The organism is Halorubrum tibetense, from assembly GCF_055396225.1.
Map to the genome: position 1 here is coordinate 2382267 of NZ_AP043742.1, position 24331 is coordinate 2406597.

Below are 24331 nucleotides of genomic sequence, written 5' to 3' on the forward strand. Positions count from 1 at the left end.
GTTCCACTCGACCCGGATCACCCTACGGAACGGGAGCTCGATCCGGCGAAGAGCCGCGCATCCGGTAATTAATTACGTATATAAAATAGTGTGTTTTATATATTTCAAACAGGAACTAATGTCCGCATGCCAATCGGTCCCTTATCGAACGTGAGCGAACGGCAGGTGATCGCGGTGGTCGCGATCCTCGCCGTCGCCGCCGGTGCCCTCCTCGCACCGCAGGTGTACAGCACGGTAACCGACGCGGACGGAAGCGTCGCCGTCGTCGAGATCGACGGAACGATTACGACGCCGATGGCCCAGGACGTCGAGGAACAGCTCCGCGACGCTCGCACCAACGACAGCATCGACGCGGTCGTCCTCGAAGTCGAGAGCGGCGGTGGACTTCCCGCACAGAGCGAACGGATGTACGCGGCGGTCGACCGCACGGCTGCGGAGATGCCGGTGATCGCCGCGGTCGACACGCTCGGAGCGTCGGGCGCGTATCTGGCGATCGCCCCGGCCGACGAGATCTACGTCGCCCCGTCCGCGCAGGCGGTCGGTAGCGTCGGCGTCGCCGGTACGCCGCCGACGCCCACTGGCCCCGACGAGGGCGCTACCGGGCCGGACAAGAACGCGGCCGACCCCGCCGAACAGCGCGAGCGTCAACAGGTGCTCGCGAACCTGTTCATCGAGAACGTGCTCGAACAGCGCGGCGACGAGATCGAGCTCGACCGCGAGGGGATCGCCCACGCCGACGCCTATCTCGGCACCGAAGCGGTCGACAACGGGTTCGCCGACGAGTTCGGCTTCGTCGACGACGCGATCGACGACGCCGCCCGCGAGGCCGGCCTCGACACCTACGAGGTCGAGACACACCGAAGCGAGTCCGCGACCGGCGGCCTCGGGATCCCACTCGTCGAGACCACCGACGGCGACGTCGTCATCGCCGAGGAGGCGGGAATCGGCGACGAGACGCTCAACGACGCGCTGATCTTGGCCGTGGCACCGCAGGTCTGGGCGGAGACGGTCGGCGAGGATGTCGAGATGTGGGGATACACCGGAACCGACCCCGCTGCCGTGACGAACGGAGGTGAGGCAGCATGAGCACGCTGACGCGCGTCGCGGGGACGTTCGTACTCGTGTTCGCGGTCACGCTCGGCCTCGTCGCGGTCGGCGGCGCGGTCCTCGACGACGGAACCCCCGCGAACGCGGACGTCGAGAGCGACCACTGGGAGCTCGACGCCGTGACGGCGGACGCCGCCGAGTCTGACGGGGAGATTACGATGGACAGCGCCGAGCCGACGAACACAGTCGTCCTCCACGTCGGCGCGGGGGCGGCGGCCGGTGGCGGCGGTGAACCGCTCCCGCTCCCGATAGGCGAGGAAAGCGAACCCGTCGACGCCTCGGTCGGCACTATCGGTGGCCCCGAACGCGACGTCGGCCCGCTGGCGGCGACGCTCGTCGCGAACGGCCACGACGTGGTGTTCTATCAGGACGAGTTCGCGGACGGTCCCCTGTTCGAGCTGCTCGCGGACGCCGACGCGTTCCTGACGACGAACCCGGCCGCGCTCGGACCCGCCGAGGCCGACGCGGTCGCGGAGTTCGCCGAGGCCGACGGTCGCACCGTGATCGCGGCCGACCCCGGAAGCGCCGGTCCGGCCACCGAGCTCGTCGGGTCGCTTGGAGGGTACGTTTCCCCGGGATACGTGTACGATATGACCGATAACGACGCCAACTACCTCAGCCCGTTCGTGACGCCTGCGGGCGAAACCCCGCTGACCGACGGTGTCGACCGCGCGGTGTTCCGCGGGATCGCTCCGGTCGGCGTCGCCGCCGGACAGGGCGAGGTCGCCCTCGAAACGGGCGACGACGCGCAGCTGTCGACCACGCGGGCAGACGACGCTTACGCCGCCGCGGTGACCGTCGGCGAGCTCGCACTGGTCGGCGACTCGGCGTTCCTCGCCCCGGAGAACGCCTACCGCGCGGACAACGACGTGCTGATCGGGAACGTCGCGGACTTCCTCGTGACCGGCGAGAACCCCGACATCGACCCGCTTCCGCCGGGCGGGCAACCGCTGCCGCCGGGTGGAGAACCGTTACCACCGGGTGGGGAACCGTTACCACCGGGTGAGGAGCCGACCCCGCCGGGTGAGGAGCCGGCTCCACCCGAGGACGGTGACGATGAGGGGGATGGCGATGAGGGGGATGACGATGAGGATGGCGACGACGACGGTAACGGCGATAACGACGGCGACAATACGAACGCGTAACACGCCATCGACGACCGACAGCCGGTCGCTCGTCCCCTCGACCGAGGCGCGTTCCGTTCGCCGGGTCGCGAACCCGGCTCGGTGTTCGTGAACCGTGATTCGTGAACCACGTTCGCGACCTGAGCCCATAGACGCCGCCAGCCGTGTCTCCGTGCCACACAGCATCACTCGGGGGAAACCGCACGCGGGTGGCCGATAGCACAAGCGTATTCCCGAACACCGTCGAAAGACCGGACACGTATCGAGAGTCACCCAATGGAGATCCCCTCGACCCCTCCCGGAGGCTACGCTCGCCGATGAGGAATCCGGTCACCGCCGTCCAGAACGCGCTGGGAGTCAACCCACAAGTGCTGGCGTTGGCGCTCGCCCGAATGTCCGAATCCGTCGGCAACTCGTTCCTGATCGTGGTCCTCCCGCTGTTCATCGCCTCCGACTTCGTCACCGGCGGGACGTTCGGGCTCACGGAGGTGTTCATCACCGGCCTCGTCCTCTCCATCTTCGGCTTCGTCAACAGCCCGCTCCAGCCGTTCACCGGTCGGCTCTCCGACCGAACAGGCCGTCGAAAGGTGTTCGTGCTCTTCGGGCTGGCGCTCATCGCGGTCGCCGGCGTCGGCTACGCCTTCGCCGCCACCTACTGGCACCTGATCGGCTTGCGCGTCCTCCAGGGGATCGCGGGCGCGTTCATCATCCCGACGACGGTGGCGCTGGTCAACGACCTCGCCACCGACGAGAACCGTGGCGGCAACATGGGGACGTACAACACGTTCCGACTCGTCGGCTTCGGGGTCGGCCCGATCGCCGCCGGGGGCGTCGTCGCCGCCGGTCCCTTCACCGTCCCGCTCGGGGCGACGACCGTCGCGCTCACCGGATTCGACGCGGCGTTCTACTTCGCCGCGAGCACCGCCGTGCTCGCGTTCCTGCTCGTGTTGACGCTCATCCGGGACCCCGATATCGACCCCGACGACGGGGGCGACGAGTCGTTCTTAGCGGCGCTCGCGATCCGCGACCGGGACGGCGGGCAGCTGCTCGACCCCGTGTTCGCGCTCGGGGTCGTCTCGTTTTTCATGGCGGTCGGCATCGCGGTGTTCGCCACGCTCGGCGACATCGTCAACACCGAGCTCGATCAGGGGCCCGATATGTTCGGCCTCCAGTTCGCGGCGTTCGTCCTCGCACAGATCTTCCTCCAGGCACCGATCGGGCGCGCGACCGACTACTACGGGCGGAAGGCGTTCATCCTCGTCGGCACGGTTCTGCTCGTTCCGACGACGCTCGTTCAAGGGCTCGTGCCGGCGTACGCGCTCGGGTTCGGCCTGATCGGGGACCCGTGGGTGATGTTCCTCGCCCGGTTCCTCCAGGGTGTCGCCGGGGCGATGGTGTTCGCACCCGCGCTAGCGCTCGCCGGCGACATCGCTCGGGAAGGAGCGTCCGGGTCAACGCTGTCCGTGCTCACGATGGCGTTCGGCTTCGGCGTCGCCGCCGGCCCGCTGTTGTCGGGCTTCCTCGTCGCCTGGGGGTTCGTCGTTCCCTTCGCGTTTGCCGCGGCGCTCGCCGCGATCGGTGCGATCACTGTCGCCACGCAGGTGAACGAGGTGAACGCCCCGCGGCGAGCGATCCCGTTCGTCGGCTACGTGACCTGACCGCGTCGCCGTCAGTCCTTCCCTCCGCCTCCCAGTTACGCCACGTCCCCATCGCCGTCGAACGAGCCCTCGCGGATCGCGGCCTCGGCGGCCGTCAACGCCTCGTCTGCGTCGAACTCGTCGACGACCCGCCGTAGCTCCGACGACGACGCCCCAGCGAGATCGCGGGCGTGTGCCGTCACGTTCGGCACCGCACGGATCACGTTGTCGATGATCGGGATCGCCGCGGTTCGCGGCGACCGACTCCCCGGGTTGAGGTCGATCACGATCTCCGTCTTCCCGGCGGCCGCGAGCGCTTCCGCGCGGTCGCCGTCCTCCAGCGGCACCACGACGGTGTCGGCCGCGCCGATCCCGTCGGCGTCGACGGTGCCGCGGGCGTGCTCCAATCCGGGGATCTCGCCGTCGCCGGCCAACCCCTTCACCTCCGTCGCACCGTGCTCGCGGAGGTGGTCAGCGATCGCGACCATCCGCTCTGCGGTCCGGTTGAACAGGTTCACCTCGAGGTCGGCGTCGACCGCGTCGGCCAGCGCGACGGTCTCCTCGGGGACGAGCGCCGCGACGTTCCCGTTCACGGAGATCACGGCGTGGTCGGCGAGCAGGAGCTGGGCTGCCGCAGCTCGTTCGGCGGCGTCCGCGCTCGGCAGCGTCCGCTCGCCGAGGAGGTAGTCGAACGCCTCGCCGCGGCCCTGTGCGATCAGTCCTTGGCGGGAGGTGATCCCCGCGTCGACGCCCGCCTCGATCCGGTGTCGCGTGACGAGCGAGGCGTACCGCGGGTGGTCCTCCGGGATCTCCGTCCCCGGGTCCGGTTCGAGGTCCGTTTCCGTCTCCGTCATACTCGAAACACGAAACGCGGCGAGTAAAGTGCCGCGTTGTTCGGCGGCCGAGTAGGGGCGGGGGAGAGTGATAAGCGACCAATAACTAAGTCACGGGAGCCCGTAGTTCGGGCCGTGATGAATCGGACTGGCAAGTACACCGTCGTGAAGCCGTGTAACGACCACGGGGCGGTCACTCTGCGGGACCACCCGCGAAACGGGACGTTCCACGTCGTCGAGTACGGCGACACCGACGCCGAGGAAGCCTTGGCCGAGGCGGAGACGGGTTCGGTCGTCCGGCTCGAGCTCGAACGCACCGGTCGCCGCGGCAACGCGTGGCGTGCGGCCGCCGCGGAATCGATCGAAAGCCTGTAACGGTCGGTGTGGTCCGGGAACCCCCTTTTACGCGACGCCGATCCGCTCGCGATACGTCCCGTACTCCGTCTCGAACACCTCCATGATCTCGCCCATCGTGGCGTACGCCTTCACCGCGTCGACGATGGCGGGCATCACGTTCTCGTCGGCCGCGACCGCCTCGCGGATCCCGTCCAACGCGGCCGCGACCGCCTCGTCGTCCCGGTCGGTTTTCACGGCGTCGAGCCGTTCGAGCTGGCGGTCGCGGGTCGTCTCGTCGATGTGGAGGAGGTCGGGTTCGGTGTCCTCCGCGACCTCGTAGGCGTTGACGCCGACGACCGTCTCCTCGCCGGCGTCGACCCGCTCCTGATACTCGTAGGCCGACTCCTGTATCTCCCGGTGGAAGTACCCTTGCTCGATCCCGTGGAGGACGCCGTCACGGACCGAGCCGTCGCCCATCTCCCGGATCTCCTCGATGTACGCCATCGCGTCCGCCTCGATCTCGTCGGTGAGCGCCTCGACGGCGAACGAGCCGCCGAGCGGGTCGGCGATGTCGGCCGCGCCGGACTCCTCAGCGATGATCTGCTGGGTTCGGAGCGCGACGCGTACGGCCTGCTCGGAGGGGAGCGCCAACGCCTCGTCGAAGGAGTTGGTGTGGAGGCTCTGGGTCCCGCCGAACACCCCGGCGAGCGCCTGTATCGTGACCCGGACGACGTTGTTCAAGGGTTGCTGGGCGGTCAGCGACTGGCCCGCGGTCTGGGTGTGGAACTTCAGCCGTTTGGAGGCGTCCGCCTCCGCGCCGTACCACTCGTCCATCACCGTCGCGTAGATCCGGCGAGCGGCGCGGAATTTCGCGACCTCCTCGAGGATCGAGTTGTGCGAGTTGAAGAAAAACGAGAGCTGTGGCGCGAACTCGTCGACCGCGAGCCCGCGGTCCAGACACGCCTCGACGTACGCGAACCCGTCCGCGAGCGTGAAGGCGAGCTCCTGAGTCGCCGTCGACCCGGCCTCCCGGATGTGGTACCCCGAGATCGAGATCGGGTTGAACTTCGGCGTCTCCTCGACCGCGAACTCGATCGTATCGGTCACCAGATCGAGGGAGGGCTCCGGGGGGACGACCCACTCCTTCTGGGCGATGAACTCCTTGAGCATGTCGTTCTGGAGGGTCCCTCTCACCTCCTCGCGAGGGACGCCCTGCTGGTCGGCGAGGGCGATATACATCGCGTAGATCACCGGCGCGCTCGGGTTGATAGTGAAGGATGTCGACACCTCGCCGACGTCGATACCGTCGAACAGCACCTCCATGTCCCGAAGCGTGTCGACGGCGACCCCCTCCTTGCCGACCTCGCCGATCGACATCGGATCGTCGGAGTCGAGCCCCATCAGCGACGGCATGTCGAAGGCGGTCGAGAGCCCGGTTTGGCCCTCGTCGATCAGGTAGTGGAAGCGTTCGTTGGTCTCCTCGGCGGTGCCGAACCCGGCGAACTGCCGCATCGTCCACGTCCGACCGCGGTACATCGTCGGATAGACGCCGCGGGTGTACGGCTCCTCGCCCGGGAAGCCGAGGTCGTCCTCGTAGTCGAGGTCGGCGATGTCCGCGGGCGTGTACAGCCGGTCGACCTCGCGGTTCGAGACGGTGGCGAACCGCTCGCTGCGCTCACCGAATCGGTCGAGGACGGGGTCGAGCGTCTCCGCCTCCCACTCGGCGTGCGCGTTGCGTATCTCGGAGAGCTCCTCGTCGTCGTACATACGTCTCGGTATCCGCCCCGGATCAATAAAGATTGTTTATGAACGTTTCGTTCGGCGTGAGGATTGCGCCACGCGAGCGATGCCCCCGACGATCACTCGTCGTTCGTCCCGTCCGTGACCGGTGGCGTCGTCGGCTCCCGTGTCACGCCGGTCTCTGCCTCCGGGGCGCCGGTCTCCTCCGCCCGTGCGTTCGCTCGGCCATCACCGCCGAATAGCCGCTCGAAGAGCCCGCGCTCGGAGCGCTTCTCCGCGAGCAGCACGGAGCACTCGACGTCATCGAGCACCTGCAACACGAGCGATCCGCGGACCAGTCGCGAGAGCAGTCCCTTCTCGGTGGCACCGATGATGAGCATCGTCGCGTCCCGCGCGGCCCGGTCGATCGAGGCCTCGACGTCTCCGCTCTCGATCCGCAGCGTCGCGTCCGCGAGGCCGTGTTCGGCGGCCCACTCCGTGAGGAACGCCTTGCCTGCCACTTCGTCGTCTGCGACGTGTAGGAGGGTGACCTCGCCGTCGAACTCGACCTGGAGCATTCGAGCGACCGCGGCGGACAGATCGGAGGAAGGACCGCCGGCGGTAGGCACGAGGATCCGCGAGGGGTCGAATCCGCGGTCGCGGAACACGAGAAAGTCCGAGGGTAACGAGTGTGCGAGCTCGTCGACCGCCGTCTCCGCGCGCCCCGGCGCGCCGTGCGAGTTCTCGCCCCAACCCATCACGGTGAGGTCTGCGCCGTACGTCCGCGCCGCGTCGAACACCTCCTCGAACACGCGGTGTGAGAGGACGACGTGGGTCTCCACGTCGACGCCGAACGTCTCGGCGTCGTCGCGGCCCTTGTCGAGGAGGTCGTGTGCCGCCTCGTGCGCGCCGCGATCGCGAGCAGCTTCGAGCGAGGTCTGGTCCGGCACGTTCGCGATGTTGACGGCGACGACGGTGCCGTCGCGCTGTTTGGCGATCGCCGACGCGAGGGTGATCAGGTGCTCCTCGGTCGCCGGGTTCGCGAGCGGTACCATCACGCGGTAGTCGTCGCCGCTCGGCTGGACCGACGTCACCGCCGAGACGGCGGCCTTGGGCAGCTCGTCGGAGCGGTCGAGCACCCACGACCCCAACACGCCGCGCGACTCCACCTTATCGCGAGCGTACACGAGGTACCAGAGCACCGCGAAGACGACGAGACCGAGCGAGATCAGGATGATCGTCGGGTCGATGTACACGATCAACGCGAACGAGGAGATCGCACCGATAATCGGAACGAACGGGTAAAAGGGGACTTCGAAGTCGGGGTCGTACCCCTCGACGCCCGACTCGCGCATCACGATGAGCGCGATGTTGAGCAGCCCGTACACCACGAGGTGGAGCACCGACCCCATCGTCGCGAGGGGCTCGACGCCGCCGATAACGAGGAACACGAGGATGAGCGCGCCGGTGAGCGCGATCGACTTATAGGGAGTCCCGAAGCGGTCGTGGATCTCGTTGAGCGACGGGGTGACGATCTTCTCGCGGCCCATCGCGAAGTTGATCCGGGACGACGAGAGGATCGAGGCGTTCGCCGACGAGGCGGTCGCGAGCAGTCCTCCGATGAGCAGCATCGCGGCGCCGACCGCGCCGAGCGAGTAGCCGAACACGGAGTAGTTGCCGAACAGGAGTCTGGCGGCGTCGACGACCGCGGTGTCGTTGTTCGCGACGAGTTCGTTCGGCACCGCCGCGAGCAGAACGACGAGGAAGAGCGCGTACACCGCGGTGACGATGACGACCGATCCGAGCACCGCGAGCGGGAGGTTCCGTCCGGGGTTCTTGATCTCCTCGGCGACCGAGGTGATCTGGACGAACCCGAGATACGAGACGAAGATGATCCCCGTCACCGGGAGCACTTGACTCATAGTTCCCGGCGGCGCGAACGGTCGCAGCGACTGCATCTCCGCGTTCAACAGTCCGACGACGGTGAACACGGCGAGGATACCCATGAGCGACACGACGATGACGATCTGGAGGCCGCCGGTCTCTTTCGCGCCGAAGTAGTTGACCGCGATAAAGAGGAGCGCGCCCGCGAGGCCGATCACCTGCGCGGCTTCCAGCGTCACCGGTCCGAGTCCGATGGGGCCGAGCCCGAGGAGCGCGTTGACGTACTCGCCGAAGCCGTACATGTAAAAGGCGGAGGCGAACGCGAGCCCGAGCCAGTTCGCCCAGCCTGCAATTGAGCCGAACATGGGCCCGAGCGCCCGGTTGACGTAGAAGTACGCGCCGCCGGACTTGGGCATCGCGGTGCCGAGTTCGGAGGCCGACAGCGCCGTGAACAGCGCGATGATTCCGCCGAGAACGAACGTCGCCGCCGCGAGGGGACCGGCGCGAGCGACCGCGGTGCCGGGCAGCACGAAGATCCCGGCACCGATCATCGTCCCGATTCCGATCGTGAGCGCCGCGAGCGGACCGAGGTCCTTCGCGAGTTCCTCGTCGCTCATTCGGCCGATCCCTCGCGCGGGAGCGCGATGACCGGAACCGTCGCGTTCGTCGCGAGCTTCACGGAGACGTCACCGGAGAGGAACTGCATGAGTCGATTCCCGCCCCGCGAGCGGTAGACGACCGCGCTCGCGCCGACCTCGTCGACCGCGTCGGCGATCGTCGCGGCGACGTCTCGTCCGTACGCCGTGTGCTCGCGGGCGTCCGGGAACACCGCCCGGACGGCGGCGTACGACTCCGCCGCCAGCTCTTCGGACTGTTCAACCGGCGTCTTGTCGGGGACGCCACCGCCCTTCTCGACGACGTGTAGTGCGGTCACCCGTTCGGGGTCGTACGGTTCGAGCACCCCCGCCGTCGCCGCGGCGTCTTCCTCGTTGGCAACTGGAAGAAGCACGTGACTGAGGAGGTCCAGTCGGTCGTCGTCGGTACGTGTCATGCGCGATGATCTATATTCGCGGGTTAAGAACCTGACTGGTGTCGGTTAGGCGGTGTAGAGGCGCTCATAGCGGCTATCCGTATTATAAAACGACTGGGGCGTCCAAAAAGGGCACCGCCCGGCCACATCGACTCGCCCGCTCCCGTTATCGACCATCGGCACGACTCACGAGGTCCAGAACGCCTTGGTGAACAGCACGAGCACGGGGATGATCTCGATCCGGCCGATCCACATCAGAACGATCATCACGCCGCGGGTGCTCATCGGGAAGGAGGCGTACGTCCCGTACGGCCCCGCGTCACCGAACGCCGGGCCGATGTTGAGGAACGTCGACGCGGCCGCGCCCATCGCCTCGAACTCGGAGACGGCCACCCCGGCGCGGGCGGCGTCGGCCGCGATGACCGTCGCGAGTACGACGAACAGCGCGATGCTCAACAGGACGAACACGTAGATATCGCGGATGGTTTCCTCGTCGACCGGTTCGCCGGAGACGCGGACGGGACGGACGGCGTCCGGATGGACGCTCGTGAACAGGTCCCGGCGGAACGACTTCAACAGCACGAGCCACCGCAGCGACTTCACCGAACAGGTTGTCGATCCGACCATCCCGCCCATGAACATCGCGACGAAGAGGAGGTACTTCGCGGCGGGCGCCCACGCGTCGAAGTCGGTGCTGGCGTACCCCGTCGTCGTAACGATCGAGGTCACGTTGAACACGGCGTGACGGATCACCGCTTCCCCCCCGCTTTCCACCGCCCCCGAGAGCCACAACACGAGCGCGACGAGGGCCGCAAACACCGTTATTCCACCCAGATAGAAGTGGAACTCCTCGTTCCGGAGCAGCCGTCCCGGCTCGCCGTTGATGAAGAAGTACAACAGCACGAAGCTCGTCGACCCAGCGATCATGAACGGGACGATCGCCCACTGGATCACGGGGTGGAACGCCCCGGCGCTCAGCGGCTCCGGCGAGAAACCCGCGGTCGCGACGGAGGTAAACGCGTGTGCGACCGCGTTGTACAGGTCCATTCGCGGGTCGACGGCGAAACCCAACAGGAGGAACACCACGACGGCGAGCGCGGTTATGCCCACGTACAACCCCCAGATGAGTCGGGCGGTTTCGGAGATCCGCGAGGTGAGCTTGTTGACGTCGCGGCTCTGTGATTCCGACTCCATCAGTTGGGCCCCACCGACGCCGAGCTCGGAGAGAACGGCGGTCGCCAGGATGAGGATCCCGAGCCCGCCGAGCCACTGGATCAGCTGCCGCCACATCAGTATCGACTGCGAGTGGATCGAGAAATCCGTTAACACGGTCGCCCCGGTCGTCGTCAGCCCGCTCATCGATTCGAACAGCGCGTTCACCGGGTGTGCGATCGTCCCGACGCCCGCGACGACGAACGGAACCGCGCCGACGGCGGCGACCAACAGCCATATCAACGCGACCGCGAGGAACGCCTCTCGAGGACCGAGCTCCTCGTCGGGGTCCTTGAGGTACCGGAACCCGCCGCCGAGCGCGAGCGAGACGGCAATCGCGGCGAGGAACGGGAGGACCGCCTCGCCGTAGTACACGGCGAGCACGAGCGGAAACGCGAGCGGAACGGTCAGATACACGAGCACGTCGCTCGTGAGCCCGACGCTCGCCCGCCAACCGACGCGGATCCTCGTGTCGAACATCTCAGGCGAGCGCCGCGATATCGCTCGCGAACTCGGAGTCCACGAGGAGGATCACGTGGTCTCCCGGCTGGAGCACGGTGTCCCCTCGCGGGGTGACGAGCGAGTGGTTCCTCGTGATCGCGCCGATGACGAACGTCGCGTCGATCTCTTCGACCAGCTCTGAGATCGGGCGGCCGACGAGCTTACATCCCTCCGTGAGTTGGAGTTCGAGGACCTCGGCCCGGTCGTTCTCCAGTACGGCGATGTTCTCCGCGACGCTGTCGAACGTGAATCGAGTGATCTCCTCGGCAGTGACGGTCCGTGGGTTGATCGCGATGTCGATACCGATCTCCTCGAACACCGTCACGTAGTCCGCGCTGTCGACGACGGCGATGACGCGATCGACGCCGAGCCGCTTCGCGAGCACCGAAACCAGTAGGTTCCCCTCGTCGGACGCGAGGGTGCTCACGACGATATCGGCCTCGTCGACGTGCTCGCGCGCGAGGAACTCCGTGTCCGTCGCGTCGTGTTCCATCACCATCGTTTCCGGAAGGTTCTCCGCGAGCCACCGGGCGCGCTCCCCGTCCTGTTCTATCAGGCGGGGTTCGAAGTCGCGTTCCTCCAGCAGTCGGGCGGTCTGATAGCCGATCTCGCTTCCGCCGACGATCACGATCTCGTCGGCACGACCCGGCGTCGTGTCGGGTGCGACGTCGGTCGCGAACGCCTGAACGCTCTCCGGACTCCCGATCACGACGGCGCGGTCGCCGGCCTCGATACCGGTGTCCCCATGGGGAATTATCATCTCGCCGTCGCGGAACACCCCGACGAAGGTGAGGGATTCGAACCGGTCAGCCTCGCGGACGGTCTGTCCGGCGACCGGGCTCTCGGATGCGATCTCGAACTCCGCCATCTGGACGAGCCCGCTGGCGAACGGGTCGACGTCGACCGCTGCCGGCAGCCCGATGACGCGGACGATGTTCTCCGCGGTCAACAGGTCCGTACACACCATGAAGTCGACGCCGAACGCTCCCTTGCTTCCCTCCCACGTGCGGAGGTACTCCGTGCGTTTCACCCGCGCGATGGTGAACGGGTCGCCGAGCGTCTTCGCGGTCCCACAGACGACGAGGTTCGTTCGGTCGTCGTCGGTACAGGCGATCACCATGTCGGCCTCGCCCACGTTCGCGGCCGCCTGAATGCTCGCCGTCGTGCCGTCGCCGGAGACGGTGAGCACGTCGATCTCGTATTTGAGCTGCTCGGCACGATCGGGGTCGACGTCGATGATGACGACTTCGTGGTCGGGCGCGAGGCTCGCAGCGATGCTCGTGCCGACCTCACCGGCGCCGACGACGACCACGTGCATGGCCGCACCGACTCGCCGGATCCACTAGTGGGTTACTATCCGGTCCGTTTCCGATCGAACCTCACGGATGGGGAGTGCAGGGGCGCGTCGCCGTCGGACGGAATGCTACCGTCTGCGTGTGACTCGCCGTCGAACGCCGACTACGGCTCGCCGCCGAACGCCGCCGGCTCTTCCCACGCGTTCCGCCCCGAGACCGTCCGCTGCGGGAACGGGATCGTGATGTCCTCCTCATCGAACCGCTCCTTGACGGCTTTGACGTAGTCGGCGCGCGCCTTCACGAAGTCCGACCGCGACGGCTGGTCGATCCAGATCCGCGACTGCAGCCCGACGTGTGAGTCCGCGAGCTCCGTCAGCCGCACCGACGGTGCGGGGTCGTCGAGGATCGCATCGCTCTGTTCGGCTTCTTCGACGATGATCTCCGTCGCCCGGTCGATGTCGTCCTCGTAGTCGATGCCGAAGACGAACTTCAGCCGGAGCGTCTTCTTCGCGACCGGGTTCTTCACCACGCCGCTCGTGAGCGCGTGGTTCGGCACGGTGAGCAGTTCGTTGTCGAACGTCCGAACCCGGGTCACCCGGAAGGAGATGTCCTCGACGATCCCCGAGTTGTCGTCCCACTCGATCCAGTCGCCGATGCGGAACGGCTTGTCCGTGTAGATGAACACGCCCGCAACGAAGTTCCGGATCACGTCTTGTAACGCGAACCCGACCGCGAGCGTCGCCGCCGCGGCGATCGTCGCCAGCGACCGCAGGAAGTCCTCGTAGCCGGCCGCGCCGAAGGCGATCGTCAGCCCGACGAACAACACGAGGAACGTCGCGATCTTGTTCAGGGGCCGCCGCGCGTGCTCGTCGAGCCCCTGCTTGTCGAGCAGCCGCTCGACCAGCGGGTTGAACACTGACTTGTTGAGCACGTACGCCGCGACCATGACGACGAGGAAGATCGCCGCGGAGATCACGAGCCCGGTTAGCGGGCCGAGAAACGATTCGAGGAGGTTCACGACCGGCGTGACGCCGACCACACCGGCGGAGTCGAACAGCCCGTCACCCACCACGCCGTCCCCGACGACCGCGACCGTGTCCGCCCCGGGCATCAGTGGAAGACTGCCGTGTTGCCGCGCGTCTCGACGAGGTCGGCACCCACCGCCTCCGCCAGCTCATCGGCGAGCTCGTCCGTGGAGCTCCCGCCCCGGGCCGCGCGAAGGAACTTCGCTTTCACCAGTTTCCGGTCGTCGAGCTGGTCGGCCAGCTCGTCGACGACCGCTTCGATACCGCTTTTGCCGACCCAGACGGTCACGTCTAGGTCGTGTGCCTCCTTGCGGAGCTGCTGGTCGCTCATACCCTGTCGAGTCGCTCGTCCGTGTTGAACCTTGAGGTTCGTCGGAGCGGCGCGTGGCGCGTTTCGTCGGAGCCACGCGTGGCGCGTGTCCGACTCCCGTCGCCCGTGCTAGTCGCTCACTTCGACGGTAACCGCGTCCCGCTCGACCGCCAGCCGGAACGTCGGCACGGTCCGGTACTCCACCTCGACCACGTTCTTGCGTTCGAGGCTCCGCAGTGCGCGGCGGACCTCGCCGACGTCCGGGTCGATATCGAACGTCTCCCGGAGATCGTTCAGGACGCTGACGACCGACTGGGAGCGCTCGTCGGGGCCGGCGACCACCTCGAACACGCGGGCTTCGAGCTGCGGGACGCGGATCGTGTCGGGCGCGCCACCCTTCGCGACCGCGTCGGCCTCGATCCCTGGCTCGACGTCGACGAGGTCGTTCGCCTCCGCGGTCGCCCGGATCAGGCTGTCGTCGTCGCGGTAGTAGTACTCCTTCAGGTGGTCCTCCAGGTATCGGTGGACCGCGCTACCGCCGTCGACGCCCCACGCCTCCTCCAGCTCGGAGTTCTTCGTCGGCTGGAGACGTACCACGTCGGCGAGCCGATCCAGCTCCTCGTCGGTCAACGACATACACGTGGGTTTTCCCCCCGAGGTATTGACGTTCCGGATCGGACCGGCGGTCGTGACGGCCCGCGCCGACGCCGGCGTTCGTCGCGTTACTCCGCACCGGTCGCCTGGTCGGGGTAGGCCTCGTCAGTCCCCCGCTTGGAGTCGGCGTCGTCGGTCGCCTGTGCCGGGTCGGCGTCGTCTGCCGACTCCGCGCCGGCAACGCGGTCGGCAATGAGCTCGGACATGGGGTCGATGGTGACGGCCAGGCGGACGACGAGGAACACGAGCGGGACGAGCGAGACGACGAGGAACGCGGCGTCGTACGCCCACACGACTTCGTCGAGGAGGGGGGTAACCACGCCGGCGAGCCCGGCGTGTGCGACCAACACCGCGACGAGGATCACGAGCCAGTGGACGACGCTGCCGACGCCCTCGGCGACCCGGCTCACCTCTTCGGCCCCGTCCGGGCGGTGGATGCTCACGCGTGTCAGGGCCGCGAGTCGCGGTGCGGCATAGGCGAGAAGCACCACGACGGCGAGCGTGAAGGTCGCCGTCACGACCGCGGCGAACGTCACCGGGGTGAGCGGTACCAGCCGGTCCATCCCCGGGAGCATCGTGAACAGGGACAACACCCCGACGAGTGCGAGCGCCGCGATGGCGACCCGACTCACGGAGCGAACCGTGTTGCGATCGAATCGCGTCGATGCGGTGGATCCGTTTCGGCTCATGGGCGTCCGGTCGAACGGAGAGAAACGAAATAAACGACCGAGACCGTTGCCCCGTTTTCGACCGAGTTAACGCGGGTTTTCGACCGCACTCGCGGCGCGGATCACGGTCTCCTCGTCGAACTTCGGCCCGACCAGCTGGAGCCCGACCGGGAGGCCGTCGGCCTCGCCCGCTGGCACGGATATCGCCGGGAGGTTCGCGAGGTTGACCGGCGTCGTGTTCGCGTCCGCGAGGTACATCCGGAGCGGGTCGTCGAGGCTCTCGCCGAGCTCGAAGGGGAGCACCGGCATCGTCGGTGAGGCGATCACGTCGACGTCGGCGAAGGCGTCCTCGAAGTCCTCCCGGACCCACGCGCGAGCGTCCTGCGCCTTGGCGTAGTACTCGTCGTGGTACCCCGCCGAGAGCGCGTACGTTCCCAGCAGGATCCGCCGTTTCACCTCCGAGCCGAACGCCTCCCGGGTATCCGCGAACGCCTCGTTCCAGTTCCCGTCCGACTCTGCGCGATGGCCGTACCGGACGCCGTCGAACCGCGCGAGGTTCGAGGACGCCTCGGCCATCGCGATCACGTAGTACGCTTGGACCGCGTGTTCGACCGACGGCAACGATATCTCCGTCGTCTCCGCGCCCTGTGCCTCCAGATCCGCGATCGCGGCCTCGACCGTCTCAACCACGCGCTCGTCCGCGCCGTCGAACAGCTCCGTGGGGACGCCGACGGTCAGTCCGTCGACGTCGCCGTCGGCGGCCGCGACGTAGTCGGTGCCGGCGTCGACTCCGTCGACTGCGGCGGGATCACGCGTGGTGCCGTCGTTGGGGTCCGGGCCGGCGATGACCTCCAGTGCCGCGGCCGCTTCCTCGACGGTCCCCGCGATCGGTCCGATCTGTTCGAGAGAGTTCGCGTACGCGATCAGTCCGTAGCGCGAGACGAGCCCGTACGTCGGCTTGATCCCGACGACGCCGCAGAACGCGGCGGGACACCGAACGGAGCCGCCGGTGTCCGAGCCGAGCGCGACGTCGGCCTCGCCCGCCGCGACCGCCGCCGCCGACCCGCCGGAGGAGCCGCCGGGAACCCGCTCCGGGTCCGCGGGGTTCCGCGTGGGGCCGAACGCGGACGTCTCGGTCGTCGTTCCCATCCCGAACTCGTCCATGTTCGTCTTGCCGACGACCGTCGCGCCCGCGTCTAGGAGGCGGTCGACGACGGTCGCGGAGTACGGCGGGACGTACTCCGCGAGCATTTCCGACCCACAGGTCGTCCGGATCCCCGCCGTCGAGATGTTGTCTTTGACCGCGACGGTCGCGTCCGCGAGTGGCCCCTCGGCGTCCTCGTCGCCCTCGATCCGCTCTCTGGTGACGAACGCGTTGTAGTCGGCCGCCATCACGACACCTTCGGCCCCGTGAAGAAGCCGTCTTCCGTCTCCGTGGCGTTCGCGAGCGCCTCCTCCTGCGTGAGACCTTCTTCGACCTCGTCGGCGCGCATCACGTTGACGAGCGCCTCCTCGCGCTCGGTCTCGGGGACCTCGTCGAGCGCCGCGAAGTACTCGAGGATCTCCGCGAACTGGTCGGCGAACGCCTCGACTTCGTCGTCGTCGAGACGGACCCGGGCCAGCTCCGCGACGTGTTCGACCTCCGCGGTGTCGACGACGGGTACGTCGCCGTCACCCGGTGTATCACCGTCGCCGGCTTCCGCGGCCCCGTCGCTCGGCCCGTCGTCCGGCTCGGACGTATCGCTCATACGTCTCCCTGCCACGGATCGGGAGTAAGGGTTTCGGAACGGATGGTCGCCCGAGTCGTCCCGCTCGGGGTCCGCGTCACCTCACTCGGGGCCCGTGTCGTCCCCGGCACGGACCGTCACCACGGGCACGTCCGACAGTCTGACGACCTTCTCCGTGACGCTCCCGAGGAGGTAGCGTTCGACCCCTGTCCGGCCGTGCGTCCCCATCACCACGAGGTCGATATCGTTGGCGTCGACGTACTCCAGGATGGTCTCGTGAGGGGTCCCAGCCTTGACCGCAGTGATCGTCTCCACGTCGTCGAGGTGGTCGGCGACGTTGGCGACGAGCGCCTCACGACGCTCGAGGCGTGCCGATCGCGTCTCTTCCGGGTCGTCACGCCCACCGACCATCCCCGACCCCTTGCCTCTCGTCTCGCCGCTCATGCCCGGTTCGCCCTCGAAGAACGCCCCACTGAGCCCGAACTCCGCATCCCGCGTGTCGATCACGGAGAGGACGTGAACGGTCGCATCGAACGACGATGCGAGCGCACGGACGTGTTCGACTGCGGCGTCCGATCCCTCGCTCCCGTCCGTCGGATACAGCACGTTGTCGTACATAACATCACCTAACTAACTATAACGGCCTGCTGGGATAAATCCCTAACACGCGATCGACGCGATCGGCACTCCGAAAACAGCCGTCCGACCGGTCGCCGGCGATTACAGGAGGTCGTTCGAGACCAGCCGGTCGACCGCCTCGCGCAGCCGCTCCTCGCTGGCGGCGTAGGAGATCCGAGCGAACCCGGGCGCGTTGAACGCGCTTCCGGGGACACACGCGACGGATGCCTCCTCGATCGCGGCCTCACACCACGCCTGATCGTCGGAATCAACGGGGATCATCATATAAAAAGCGCCGTCGCCGACGTCGACGTCGACGTCGTGTTCGTCGAACAGCTCGACGAGGAGGTCGCGGCGCTCCGCGAACGCCCGCCGCATCTCCTCGACGGACTCGTCGGTGTTCTCCAGCGCTTCGACGCCCGCGTGCTGGACGAAGTTGGTCGCGCACGAGACTGAGTGTGAGTGGAGTTTCCCGGCCTGCCCGACGAACTCCTCGGTCGCGTGGAGGTAGCCGAGCCGCCAGCCGGTCATCGAGTACGCCTTCGAGAACCCGTTGATCGTGACCGTGCGGTCTGCCATCCCGTCGAGGCTCGCGAGCGAGACGTGCTCGGCGTCGTACACGATCCGCTCGTAGATCTCGTCGGAGATCACGGCGATGTCGTGCTCGACCGCGAGGTCGCGGACGCCCTCGAGGGCGGCCTCGGAGAACACCGCGCCGGTCGGGTTCGACGGCGAGTTAACGACCAGCAGCTCGGTGTCGTCGGAGACGGTCTCCGCGAGGTCGTCGAGCGCGGGCTCCAGTTGGAACCCGTGCGGGGCCAGATCGACGCGCGAGAGGCTCCCGCCTGCGAGCTTCGCCATCGCCTCGTAGGAGACCCACGCCGGGTCGAGGAGGACGACCTCGTCCCCGTCATCGATCAGGGTCTGGAACGTCTCGTACAGGGCCTGCTTGCCGCCGGGGGTGACGATCACCTCGTCGGCGCTCGCGTCGATCCCGGTTCCGCGGAGCTTGGCGGCGATCGCCTCCTTCAGCGGGGGGATCCCGTTCGAGGAGGTGTAGCCGGTGTGGCCCGCGTCGAGCGCGTCCTTGCCGGCCTCGACGACGTTCGCCGGGGTGTCGAAGTCGGGTTCGCCGACGGAGAGGTCGACGATGTCCGCTCCCTCCGCTTCCTTCTCCGCTGCGAGGTTCGATATCGCCAGCGTCGCGCTGGGCTCTACACGTCCGATCCGGTCCGAGTAGTCGTATGCGTCGGTCATTGTCGTGTTGGGTGTCCTCGTGGTCGTCGTGGTCCGGGTGTCCTCGTGGTGGAACCTGGCCGACCGCTTACGTCGGTTCCCCGAGCTCCTCGGCGAGGTCGATCGCGGCGCGGGCCGCCTCCGCGCCCTTGTCGATCCGTTCGCGCGCTTCCGCGCCCGACATCCCCGGGCCGCTCACGCCGAAGGTGACCGGAGTGTCGCGGTCGAGGCTCACCTGTGTGAGCTTCTCCGCGGTCGCGTTCGCGATGACGCGGTCGTGGTCGGTGTCGCCGGTGACGATCGCGCCGATGACGGCGACCGCGTCGACCGCTTCGCGGCGCGCCAGTCGGTCGGCGGCCAGCGGGCTGTCGTACGCGCCCGGCACCGACAGCTCGTCGACGACCATCGCGTCGCGCTCGGCGGCCGCCTCGCGGGCGGCCTCCGCCATCGCATCGGTGACGGAGTCGTTGAACCGCGCCACCACCAGTCCCAGCGAAACCATACGAATGCTGGAACCGGCGGCGGCAAAGGTCTACCGTTCGGCGTCGATGTCGCCGGACGCGAGCGGGGCCGTCGCCGGACGCGAGCGGGACCGTCGCCGGACGCGAGACCGACGTGTTGCCGGACGCGAGACCGACGTGTTGCCGGACGCGGTGCGGGGTTGTCGCTGGGAATGATGGGAAACGCCTCCGGGGGGCGAGAAGCGGATTAATACGTCTCCGTCCCGTATGAACGGGTATGTCCAATGACTACGAGACGGCGACGTTCGGCGGCGGCTGCTTCTGGTGTATCGAGGCCGCCCTCGAGGAGCTGTCGGGCGTCGCGTCCGTCACCTCCGGTTACGCCGGCGGTCACGCCGAGGACCCGACGTATCGCCAGGTCTGCTCCGGGAACACCGGCCATGCCGAGGTCGTTCAGGTCGAGTACGACCCCGCGGTCGTCGCCTACGACGACCTTCTGGAGGCGTTCTTCACGATCCACGACCCGACCCAGCTCGATCGGCAGGGGCCGGACGTGGGGAGCCAGTACCGCTCGATCGTTCTGTATCACGACGACGCACAGCGCGAGCAGGCGGCCGCCTACATCGAGGCGCTCGACGAGGAGTACGACGACGACGTGGTGACCGAGCTCGAACCGCTGGAGACCTTCTACCGCGCGGAGGAGAAACACCAGGACTACTTCGCGAAGAACCCCGACGACGCCTACTGCACGTTCCACGCCCAGCCGAAAGTCGAAAAAGTGCGTGAGAAGTTCGAGGCGAAGGTCGCGGAGTGACCTCGCTACGAGGGGCCCCGTGAGCCGGCCGGTCTGGGCGCTTGCCGCCGCGTACGTCCTCGTCGGAGTGGGGCTGTTCTACAGCCTCTGGGTCGGTTCCGACGAGCTGTTCTTGGCCGTGACCGCGGTCGTGTACGTGTTACTGCTCCCGCTGGCGTATCTCGTCTACACGAACCGAACCCGAGGCGAGTGAGTCGGTACCCGAACGCGAGTCGGGCCGTCCCTCCGGTCAAGTGATATATAAGTGCGGACGCAGCGGTATCGTCATCGACGCGGTCTGTTTCGCCCAGCCATCACTTATAAGTGATCGAGCCTGGCGGACACGTCGCAGGGACTGGTCAATTTATAACGGCCGTGGTCACGATCGCCCTCGGAGCCTCGTCCGTTCGCACGGGCCCATCCGATCGCAGGCCCCAATCCGATCCCACGACCCGTCCCACCGCACAGCCCCGCACCTCACGCCTCCCCAGCCTCGCAGCGGTCGGTTATAACCGACCGCTGCGTCCCTCGCGGGCCGCTCGCGCCCTTATAAGGGCGCGAGCGGGCGCGCCGGGGTCGCCCTCGACGTCACCGCCCCCACTGCGGCTGCTGCACGGGGTAGCGGGATCGCGCTCGCAGGCGACGAGGTCATCGACCGATCGGTTATATATCGACGGAGCGGTCGCTCGCTCACTCATTTATAAGGGACCGACGCGCGTCCGACCGGTCTCGTCGTCGGGCCTCAGTCGTGGCGGAAACACCGGGTGCCGGTGAACGCCATCGCCATGTCGTGGGCGTCGGCGGCCTCGATGACGTCCTCGTCGTTGACGGAGCCGCCGGGCTGAATCACGGCCTCGATCCCCGCCTCCGCGGCCTCCTCGATCGCGTCCGGGAACGGGAAGAAGGCGTCCGAGGCCATCACGGCCCCCTCGGCCGATTTTCCGTCGGCGTCCTTCTCGGCTTTCATCGCCGCGAGCGTCACGGCGTCGACGCGCGACACCTGTCCCATCCCGACGCCGACCGTCTCGGTCCCGGTCGCGAACAAGATCCCGTTCGATTTGACGTGTTTGAGCGTCTTCCAGGCGAACAGCATCGTCTCGACCTGCTCGTCGGTCGGTTCGCGCTCGGTGACGACCTCGAGGTCGGCCGCCGCCGGCGACTGGCGGTCCCGCTCCTGTACCAGCCGGCCGCCGACGATCGGCTTCTCGGTGAACCGCTCGGAGAACCGCCCCTCGCCCTCGCCGAGCGGCCCCACGTCGAGCACGCGGAGGTTCCCTTTCTCCGTGAGCACGTCGAGCGCGCTGTCGGTGTAGCCGGGCGCGACGACGACCTCCTTGAACGATTCCGCGATCGCCTCGGCGGTGTCGGCGTCACAGGGCCGGTTCACGGCGACGATCCCGCCGAACGCCGACTTCGCGTCCGTCCGGAGGGCCCGGTCGTACGCGTCCGCGAGGGAGTCGGCGGTCGCACAGCCAGCGGGGTTCGTGTGTTTGATCACGGCGGCGGCTGGCTCGTCGAACTCCTTCACCAGCCCGAGGGCGGCGTCCGCGTCGTTGTAGTTGTTGTACCCCATCGCCTTCGAGCCGGGGTTGTGCTCGGTCGCGCCGACGACCGTCGCCTCCTCGCAGGCGGGGTCGGCGTACAGCGCGGCGTCCTGGTGGGGGTTCTCGCCGTACCGCAGCGTGTCGGCGCGGTCCTCGGAGACGAGCCGGCGCGCGGGGAACGACCCGTCGGTGTCGCCGTCGACCGTCACCGAGACGGGCGTGCCGTCATCGGCCGTCTCGACGTCGACGGCCCCCGCCGCGAACCAGCGGACCGCCCGCGGGTACGCGGTGAACTCCGCCTCCTGTAACACGCGGCGCTTGAGCGACCCCTCGTCGTCGTCCGCGTACACGGGTACGGGCTCTTGGGTCACGATCGGCCCGTCGTCGACCGCCTCGGTAACGACGTGGACGGTGCAGCCGGTCGTCCGTACGCCGGCGTCCAACACCTGCTCGTGCGCGTTGGCGCCCGGGAACGCCGGCAGCAACGACGGGTGGACGTTCACGGTCGTCGGCGCGGCGTCGAGGAACGTGTCCGTGAGCACGCGCATGTAGCCGTCGAGACAGACCAGATCGAAGTCGTAGGCGGCCAGCCGCTCGAGGATCCGTTCTTCGTGCTCCTCGCGCGACTCGCCCTCCTCGCGGACGACGACCTCGGTCGGGATCCGGCGCTCCGCGGCGGCCTCGAGGACCGGCGCGCCCTCGCGGTTCGTCAGGACGACGGACACCTCCGCGCCGCCCGGCGCGACGTCGTCGATGTGTCGGAGGTTCCGTCCGCGGTTGCTGGCGAGTCCGGCGATCTTCATGGTCGATCCGACCGAGCGACCGCCTATATCGATTACGGTCCACGGTGGGTGAGTATACACTTCCACGGATACATTCGGCGGCGGATCCCGAATAACGGGGTTCGAATATACACTTCCGTGGGGCGACCCATCGATACGCTTTTGCGGGTTCCGGGGACAGTCGCGGACATGACAGAGGGAGGCGACCCGACGAAACGTGACGACCCGAGCGACGGGGAGGACCCGAGCGACGGGGAGGACCCGAGCAACGCCGGCGGTGGGACCGAAACCTACGGGGGGACCGACGCCGAGACGCCGGCTGACGGGTGGATCCGGGAGCTGTCCCGGGACGACCCGCTCGCCGCGGTGTCGCCGCTCGACGGCCGGTACGCCGGTCGGACCGCGCCGCTGTCGCCGTACGCGAGCGAGGCGGCGTTGATGCGGGCCCGGGTCCGTGTCGAGGTGGAGTACCTGATCGAGCTCGGCGCGCTGGACGCGACCCCATTCGACCTCGAAGACGCCGCTGTCGACGCCCTTCGTGACCTATACGAGTCGTTTTCGGCGGCGGACGCGCGGCTGATCAAGCGGCTGGAGACGGAGGGGGCGGCGGGGTACGCCGCGACCAACCACGACGTGAAGGCGATCGAGTACTTCCTTCGCGTCCGGCTGACGACGCTCGCGGACTCGGCGAGCGGGTCGTCCCCCGTCGACGACGCCGAGGCGCTGTTCCCGTGGATCCACTTCGGGCTCACGAGCGAGGACGTCAACAACCTCGCACAACGGCTGCTCGTCAAGCCGGCGGTGACTGAGGTGCTCGTGCCGGCGATCCGGGAGGTTCGCGATGCGCTGGTCGAGCTGGCACACGAGCATCGCGAGACGCCGATGCTCGCGCGGACGCACGGCCAGCCGGCGACACCGACGACGTTCGGCAAGGAGATGGCGGTGTACGCCGCCCGCCTCGGGCGGGCCCTCGGCCGAGTCCAGCGCGCGACGGACGACCTGTCGGGCAAGCTCGCCGGCGCGTCGGGGACCTACGCCGCACACGTCGCGGCCTACCCCGAGGTGGACTGGCAGGGCGTCTCCCGGTCCGTCGTCTGGGGGCTGGACCTCGATCACCAGCCGCTGGCGACGCAGGTGAACCCGTGTGACGACCTCGCCGCGCTGTTCGACGCGCTCCGGGGCGTCAACAGCGTGCTCCTCGACCTGGACGTCGACGCGTGGCTGTACGTCTCCGACCGCTATCTGGGCCAGCGCGCCGTCGAGGGCGAGACGGGGTCATCGACGATGCCACACAAGGTGAACCCGATCGACTTCGAGAACAGCGAGGGGAACCTCTCGAAGGCGAACTCGGACCTCGGTTTCCTCGGGGAGTACGTCACCACCTCGCGGCTCCAGCGCGACCTCTCCGACTCGACGGTGAAACGGAACATCGGTGCGGCGTTCGGCCACTGTTTGATCGGCTACTCGAAGACCGCGGACGGGCTCTCGAAGGTGGTCCCGAACGAAGTGGTCATGCGCGAGGAGCTGGACGACACGCCCGAAGTGATCGGCGAGGCGGTCCAGACGATCCTCCGTCGCGAGGGCGACACAGAGGCGTACGAGCGCGTCAAGACGCTCTCGCGCGGCTCTCGGGTGACGCTGGAAGACTTCCGGGCGCTGTTCGACGAGCTCGACGTCGACCCCGCGGTGCGCGAGGAGCTCCGAGCGTTGACCCCCGCCGGCTACGTCGGGATCGCGGCCGACCTCGCGGACCGGCCGTCCGTCGACGACGGATCGGGGCTCGGCGACCGCTCCGGCGACGGCGAGTAGGCGTAGGCGAATCGGACCGCGAAGCG

At 68.0% G+C, this 24331-nt stretch carries 23 protein-coding genes; 7 read left to right on the forward strand and 16 right to left on the reverse strand.

The window, feature by feature from the left end:
- The first annotated feature begins 126 nt into the window (after positions 1 to 126).
- The 3 genes from ACZ5TV_RS11900 to ACZ5TV_RS11910 all read left to right on the forward strand — a co-directional run bounded on the left by ACZ5TV_RS11900 (position 127) and on the right by ACZ5TV_RS11910 (position 3889).
- Positions 127 to 1086, forward strand: coding sequence for a S49 family peptidase (locus ACZ5TV_RS11900; RefSeq protein WP_464383878.1), 960 nt, complete (start codon positions 127 to 129; stop codon positions 1084 to 1086).
- The gene (locus ACZ5TV_RS11905) at positions 1083 to 2252 is read left to right on the forward strand and encodes a hypothetical protein (RefSeq protein WP_379782767.1); all 1170 of its coding nucleotides are present in this window, start codon (positions 1083 to 1085) and stop codon (positions 2250 to 2252) included. The genes ACZ5TV_RS11900 and ACZ5TV_RS11905 overlap by 4 nt, the downstream gene beginning before the upstream one ends.
- A 296-nt stretch (positions 2253 to 2548) precedes the next feature.
- A complete protein-coding gene (locus ACZ5TV_RS11910; protein WP_379782765.1) occupies positions 2549 to 3889 on the forward strand; it encodes an MFS transporter in 1341 nt (446 codons plus the stop codon).
- 35 nt (positions 3890 to 3924) lie between these two features.
- Here the strand turns inward: ACZ5TV_RS11910 and ACZ5TV_RS11915 are convergent, their stop codons facing one another.
- A complete protein-coding gene (locus ACZ5TV_RS11915) occupies positions 3925 to 4722 on the reverse strand; it encodes a phosphopantothenate/pantothenate synthetase (RefSeq protein WP_464383879.1) in 798 nt (265 codons plus the stop codon).
- Positions 4723 to 4839: 117 nt separating this feature from the next.
- Here ACZ5TV_RS11915 and ACZ5TV_RS11920 point away from each other — a divergent pair, with 117 nt between their 5' ends.
- Complete coding sequence (locus tag ACZ5TV_RS11920; RefSeq protein WP_379780368.1) at positions 4840 to 5076, forward strand: hypothetical protein; 237 nt, start codon at positions 4840 to 4842, stop codon at positions 5074 to 5076.
- Positions 5077 to 5103: 27 nt separating this feature from the next.
- On the opposite strand, the gene ACZ5TV_RS11925 is transcribed toward ACZ5TV_RS11920, so the two are convergent.
- The 14 genes from ACZ5TV_RS11925 to ribH form a co-directional block, all read right to left on the reverse strand.
- Positions 5104 to 6804, reverse strand: coding sequence for an acyl-CoA mutase large subunit family protein (locus ACZ5TV_RS11925; RefSeq protein WP_379780366.1), 1701 nt, complete (start codon positions 6802 to 6804; stop codon positions 5104 to 5106).
- A gap of 92 nt (positions 6805 to 6896) precedes the next feature.
- Positions 6897 to 9257, reverse strand: a complete 2361-nt coding sequence (locus ACZ5TV_RS11930) for an amino acid permease (protein ID WP_379780364.1) — start codon at positions 9255 to 9257, stop codon at positions 6897 to 6899.
- Positions 9254 to 9691 carry a universal stress protein gene (locus ACZ5TV_RS11935; RefSeq protein ID WP_379780362.1) on the reverse strand — a complete coding sequence of 146 codons (438 nt, stop codon included), beginning with the start codon at positions 9689 to 9691 and terminating at the stop codon, positions 9254 to 9256. Before ACZ5TV_RS11935 ends, ACZ5TV_RS11930 begins: the two co-directional genes overlap by 4 nt.
- A 165-nt stretch (positions 9692 to 9856) precedes the next feature.
- Positions 9857 to 11362, reverse strand: a complete 1506-nt coding sequence (locus ACZ5TV_RS11940; RefSeq protein ID WP_379780360.1) for a TrkH family potassium uptake protein — start codon at positions 11360 to 11362, stop codon at positions 9857 to 9859.
- Between the two features lies 1 nt (position 11363).
- Positions 11364 to 12701, reverse strand: coding sequence for a Trk system potassium transporter TrkA (trkA, locus tag ACZ5TV_RS11945; RefSeq protein ID WP_379780358.1), 1338 nt, complete (start codon positions 12699 to 12701; stop codon positions 11364 to 11366).
- A gap of 140 nt (positions 12702 to 12841) precedes the next feature.
- Positions 12842 to 13789 (reverse strand): mechanosensitive ion channel family protein, encoded by a 948-nt coding sequence (locus tag ACZ5TV_RS11950; RefSeq protein WP_379780356.1) that lies wholly within the window; start codon positions 13787 to 13789, stop codon positions 12842 to 12844.
- A complete protein-coding gene (locus tag ACZ5TV_RS11955) occupies positions 13789 to 14034 on the reverse strand; it encodes a YhbY family RNA-binding protein (RefSeq protein ID WP_379780354.1) in 246 nt (81 codons plus the stop codon). Before ACZ5TV_RS11955 ends, ACZ5TV_RS11950 begins: the two co-directional genes overlap by 1 nt.
- A 108-nt stretch (positions 14035 to 14142) precedes the next feature.
- Positions 14143 to 14649, reverse strand: a complete 507-nt coding sequence (locus ACZ5TV_RS11960) for a DUF5797 family protein (RefSeq protein ID WP_379780352.1) — start codon at positions 14647 to 14649, stop codon at positions 14143 to 14145.
- An 86-nt stretch (positions 14650 to 14735) separates the two neighbouring features.
- Positions 14736 to 15356, reverse strand: coding sequence for a hypothetical protein (locus ACZ5TV_RS11965; protein WP_379780350.1), 621 nt, complete (start codon positions 15354 to 15356; stop codon positions 14736 to 14738).
- Between the two features lie 66 nt (positions 15357 to 15422).
- Complete coding sequence (gene gatA / locus ACZ5TV_RS11970; RefSeq protein ID WP_464383880.1) at positions 15423 to 16727, reverse strand: Asp-tRNA(Asn)/Glu-tRNA(Gln) amidotransferase subunit GatA; 1305 nt, start codon at positions 16725 to 16727, stop codon at positions 15423 to 15425.
- Positions 16727 to 16957 (reverse strand): Asp-tRNA(Asn)/Glu-tRNA(Gln) amidotransferase subunit GatC, encoded by a 231-nt coding sequence (gene gatC, locus ACZ5TV_RS11975; protein WP_464384345.1) that lies wholly within the window; start codon positions 16955 to 16957, stop codon positions 16727 to 16729. The genes gatA and gatC overlap by 1 nt, the downstream gene beginning before the upstream one ends.
- A 207-nt stretch (positions 16958 to 17164) precedes the next feature.
- On the reverse strand, positions 17165 to 17680 hold the full coding sequence (locus ACZ5TV_RS11980; RefSeq protein ID WP_379783166.1) for a universal stress protein: 516 nt from the start codon (positions 17678 to 17680) through the stop codon (positions 17165 to 17167).
- Positions 17681 to 17782: 102 nt separating this feature from the next.
- Positions 17783 to 18937: a pyridoxal phosphate-dependent aminotransferase gene (locus tag ACZ5TV_RS11985; protein ID WP_379783168.1), complete on the reverse strand. Its 1155-nt coding sequence runs from the start codon at positions 18935 to 18937 to the stop codon at positions 17783 to 17785.
- Between the two features lie 67 nt (positions 18938 to 19004).
- Positions 19005 to 19418, reverse strand: coding sequence for a 6,7-dimethyl-8-ribityllumazine synthase (ribH, locus tag ACZ5TV_RS11990; protein ID WP_464383881.1), 414 nt, complete (start codon positions 19416 to 19418; stop codon positions 19005 to 19007).
- A 236-nt stretch (positions 19419 to 19654) separates the two neighbouring features.
- Between ribH and msrA the strand changes: the two genes are divergently transcribed.
- Together msrA and ACZ5TV_RS12000 are read left to right on the forward strand one after the other, a co-directional pair.
- A complete protein-coding gene (msrA, locus tag ACZ5TV_RS11995) occupies positions 19655 to 20191 on the forward strand; it encodes a peptide-methionine (S)-S-oxide reductase MsrA (protein ID WP_379783797.1) in 537 nt (178 codons plus the stop codon).
- Positions 20192 to 20210: 19 nt separating this feature from the next.
- Entirely contained in the window at positions 20211 to 20384 is a 174-nt protein-coding gene (locus ACZ5TV_RS12000; RefSeq protein ID WP_379783795.1) for a hypothetical protein, read from the forward strand.
- 528 nt (positions 20385 to 20912) lie between these two features.
- On the opposite strand, the gene purN is transcribed toward ACZ5TV_RS12000, so the two are convergent.
- Positions 20913 to 22517 carry a phosphoribosylglycinamide formyltransferase gene (gene purN / locus ACZ5TV_RS12005; protein ID WP_464383882.1) on the reverse strand — a complete coding sequence of 535 codons (1605 nt, stop codon included), beginning with the start codon at positions 22515 to 22517 and terminating at the stop codon, positions 20913 to 20915.
- Between the two features lie 168 nt (positions 22518 to 22685).
- On the opposite strand from purN, the gene purB reads away from it, so the two are divergent.
- Positions 22686 to 24305, forward strand: a complete 1620-nt coding sequence (purB, locus tag ACZ5TV_RS12010; RefSeq protein ID WP_464383883.1) for an adenylosuccinate lyase — start codon at positions 22686 to 22688, stop codon at positions 24303 to 24305.
- The last annotated feature ends 26 nt before the right edge of the window (positions 24306 to 24331 follow it).

Coding starts and splice junctions, on each gene's coding strand:
- ACZ5TV_RS11965 (WP_379780350.1), bottom strand. CDS start 15,356: ATGAGCCGAAACGGATCCACCGCATCGACGCGATTCGATCGCAACACG.
- ACZ5TV_RS11980 (WP_379783166.1), bottom strand. CDS start 17,680: ATGTACGACAACGTGCTGTATCCGACGGACGGGAGCGAGGGATCGGAC.
- ACZ5TV_RS11960 (WP_379780352.1), bottom strand. CDS start 14,649: ATGTCGTTGACCGACGAGGAGCTGGATCGGCTCGCCGACGTGGTACGT.
- ACZ5TV_RS11915 (WP_464383879.1), bottom strand. CDS start 4,722: ATGACGGAGACGGAAACGGACCTCGAACCGGACCCGGGGACGGAGATC.
- ACZ5TV_RS11955 (WP_379780354.1), bottom strand. CDS start 14,034: ATGAGCGACCAGCAGCTCCGCAAGGAGGCACACGACCTAGACGTGACC.
- ACZ5TV_RS11930 (WP_379780364.1), bottom strand. CDS start 9,257: ATGAGCGACGAGGAACTCGCGAAGGACCTCGGTCCGCTCGCGGCGCTC.
- ACZ5TV_RS11940 (WP_379780360.1), bottom strand. CDS start 11,362: ATGTTCGACACGAGGATCCGCGTCGGTTGGCGGGCGAGCGTCGGGCTC.
- ACZ5TV_RS11985 (WP_379783168.1), bottom strand. CDS start 18,937: ATGACCGACGCATACGACTACTCGGACCGGATCGGACGTGTAGAGCCC.
- ACZ5TV_RS11935 (WP_379780362.1), bottom strand. CDS start 9,691: ATGACACGTACCGACGACGACCGACTGGACCTCCTCAGTCACGTGCTT.
- ACZ5TV_RS11905 (WP_379782767.1), top strand. CDS start 1,083: ATGAGCACGCTGACGCGCGTCGCGGGGACGTTCGTACTCGTGTTCGCG.
- ACZ5TV_RS11925 (WP_379780366.1), bottom strand. CDS start 6,804: ATGTACGACGACGAGGAGCTCTCCGAGATACGCAACGCGCACGCCGAG.
- purB (WP_464383883.1), top strand. CDS start 22,686: ATGACAGAGGGAGGCGACCCGACGAAACGTGACGACCCGAGCGACGGG.
- purN (WP_464383882.1), bottom strand. CDS start 22,517: ATGAAGATCGCCGGACTCGCCAGCAACCGCGGACGGAACCTCCGACAC.
- trkA (WP_379780358.1), bottom strand. CDS start 12,701: ATGCACGTGGTCGTCGTCGGCGCCGGTGAGGTCGGCACGAGCATCGCT.
- ACZ5TV_RS11900 (WP_464383878.1), top strand. CDS start 127: ATGCCAATCGGTCCCTTATCGAACGTGAGCGAACGGCAGGTGATCGCG.
- ACZ5TV_RS11950 (WP_379780356.1), bottom strand. CDS start 13,789: ATGCCCGGGGCGGACACGGTCGCGGTCGTCGGGGACGGCGTGGTGGGT.
- ribH (WP_464383881.1), bottom strand. CDS start 19,418: ATGGTTTCGCTGGGACTGGTGGTGGCGCGGTTCAACGACTCCGTCACC.
- msrA (WP_379783797.1), top strand. CDS start 19,655: ATGTCCAATGACTACGAGACGGCGACGTTCGGCGGCGGCTGCTTCTGG.
- ACZ5TV_RS11910 (WP_379782765.1), top strand. CDS start 2,549: ATGAGGAATCCGGTCACCGCCGTCCAGAACGCGCTGGGAGTCAACCCA.
- gatA (WP_464383880.1), bottom strand. CDS start 16,727: ATGGCGGCCGACTACAACGCGTTCGTCACCAGAGAGCGGATCGAGGGC.
- ACZ5TV_RS11920 (WP_379780368.1), top strand. CDS start 4,840: ATGAATCGGACTGGCAAGTACACCGTCGTGAAGCCGTGTAACGACCAC.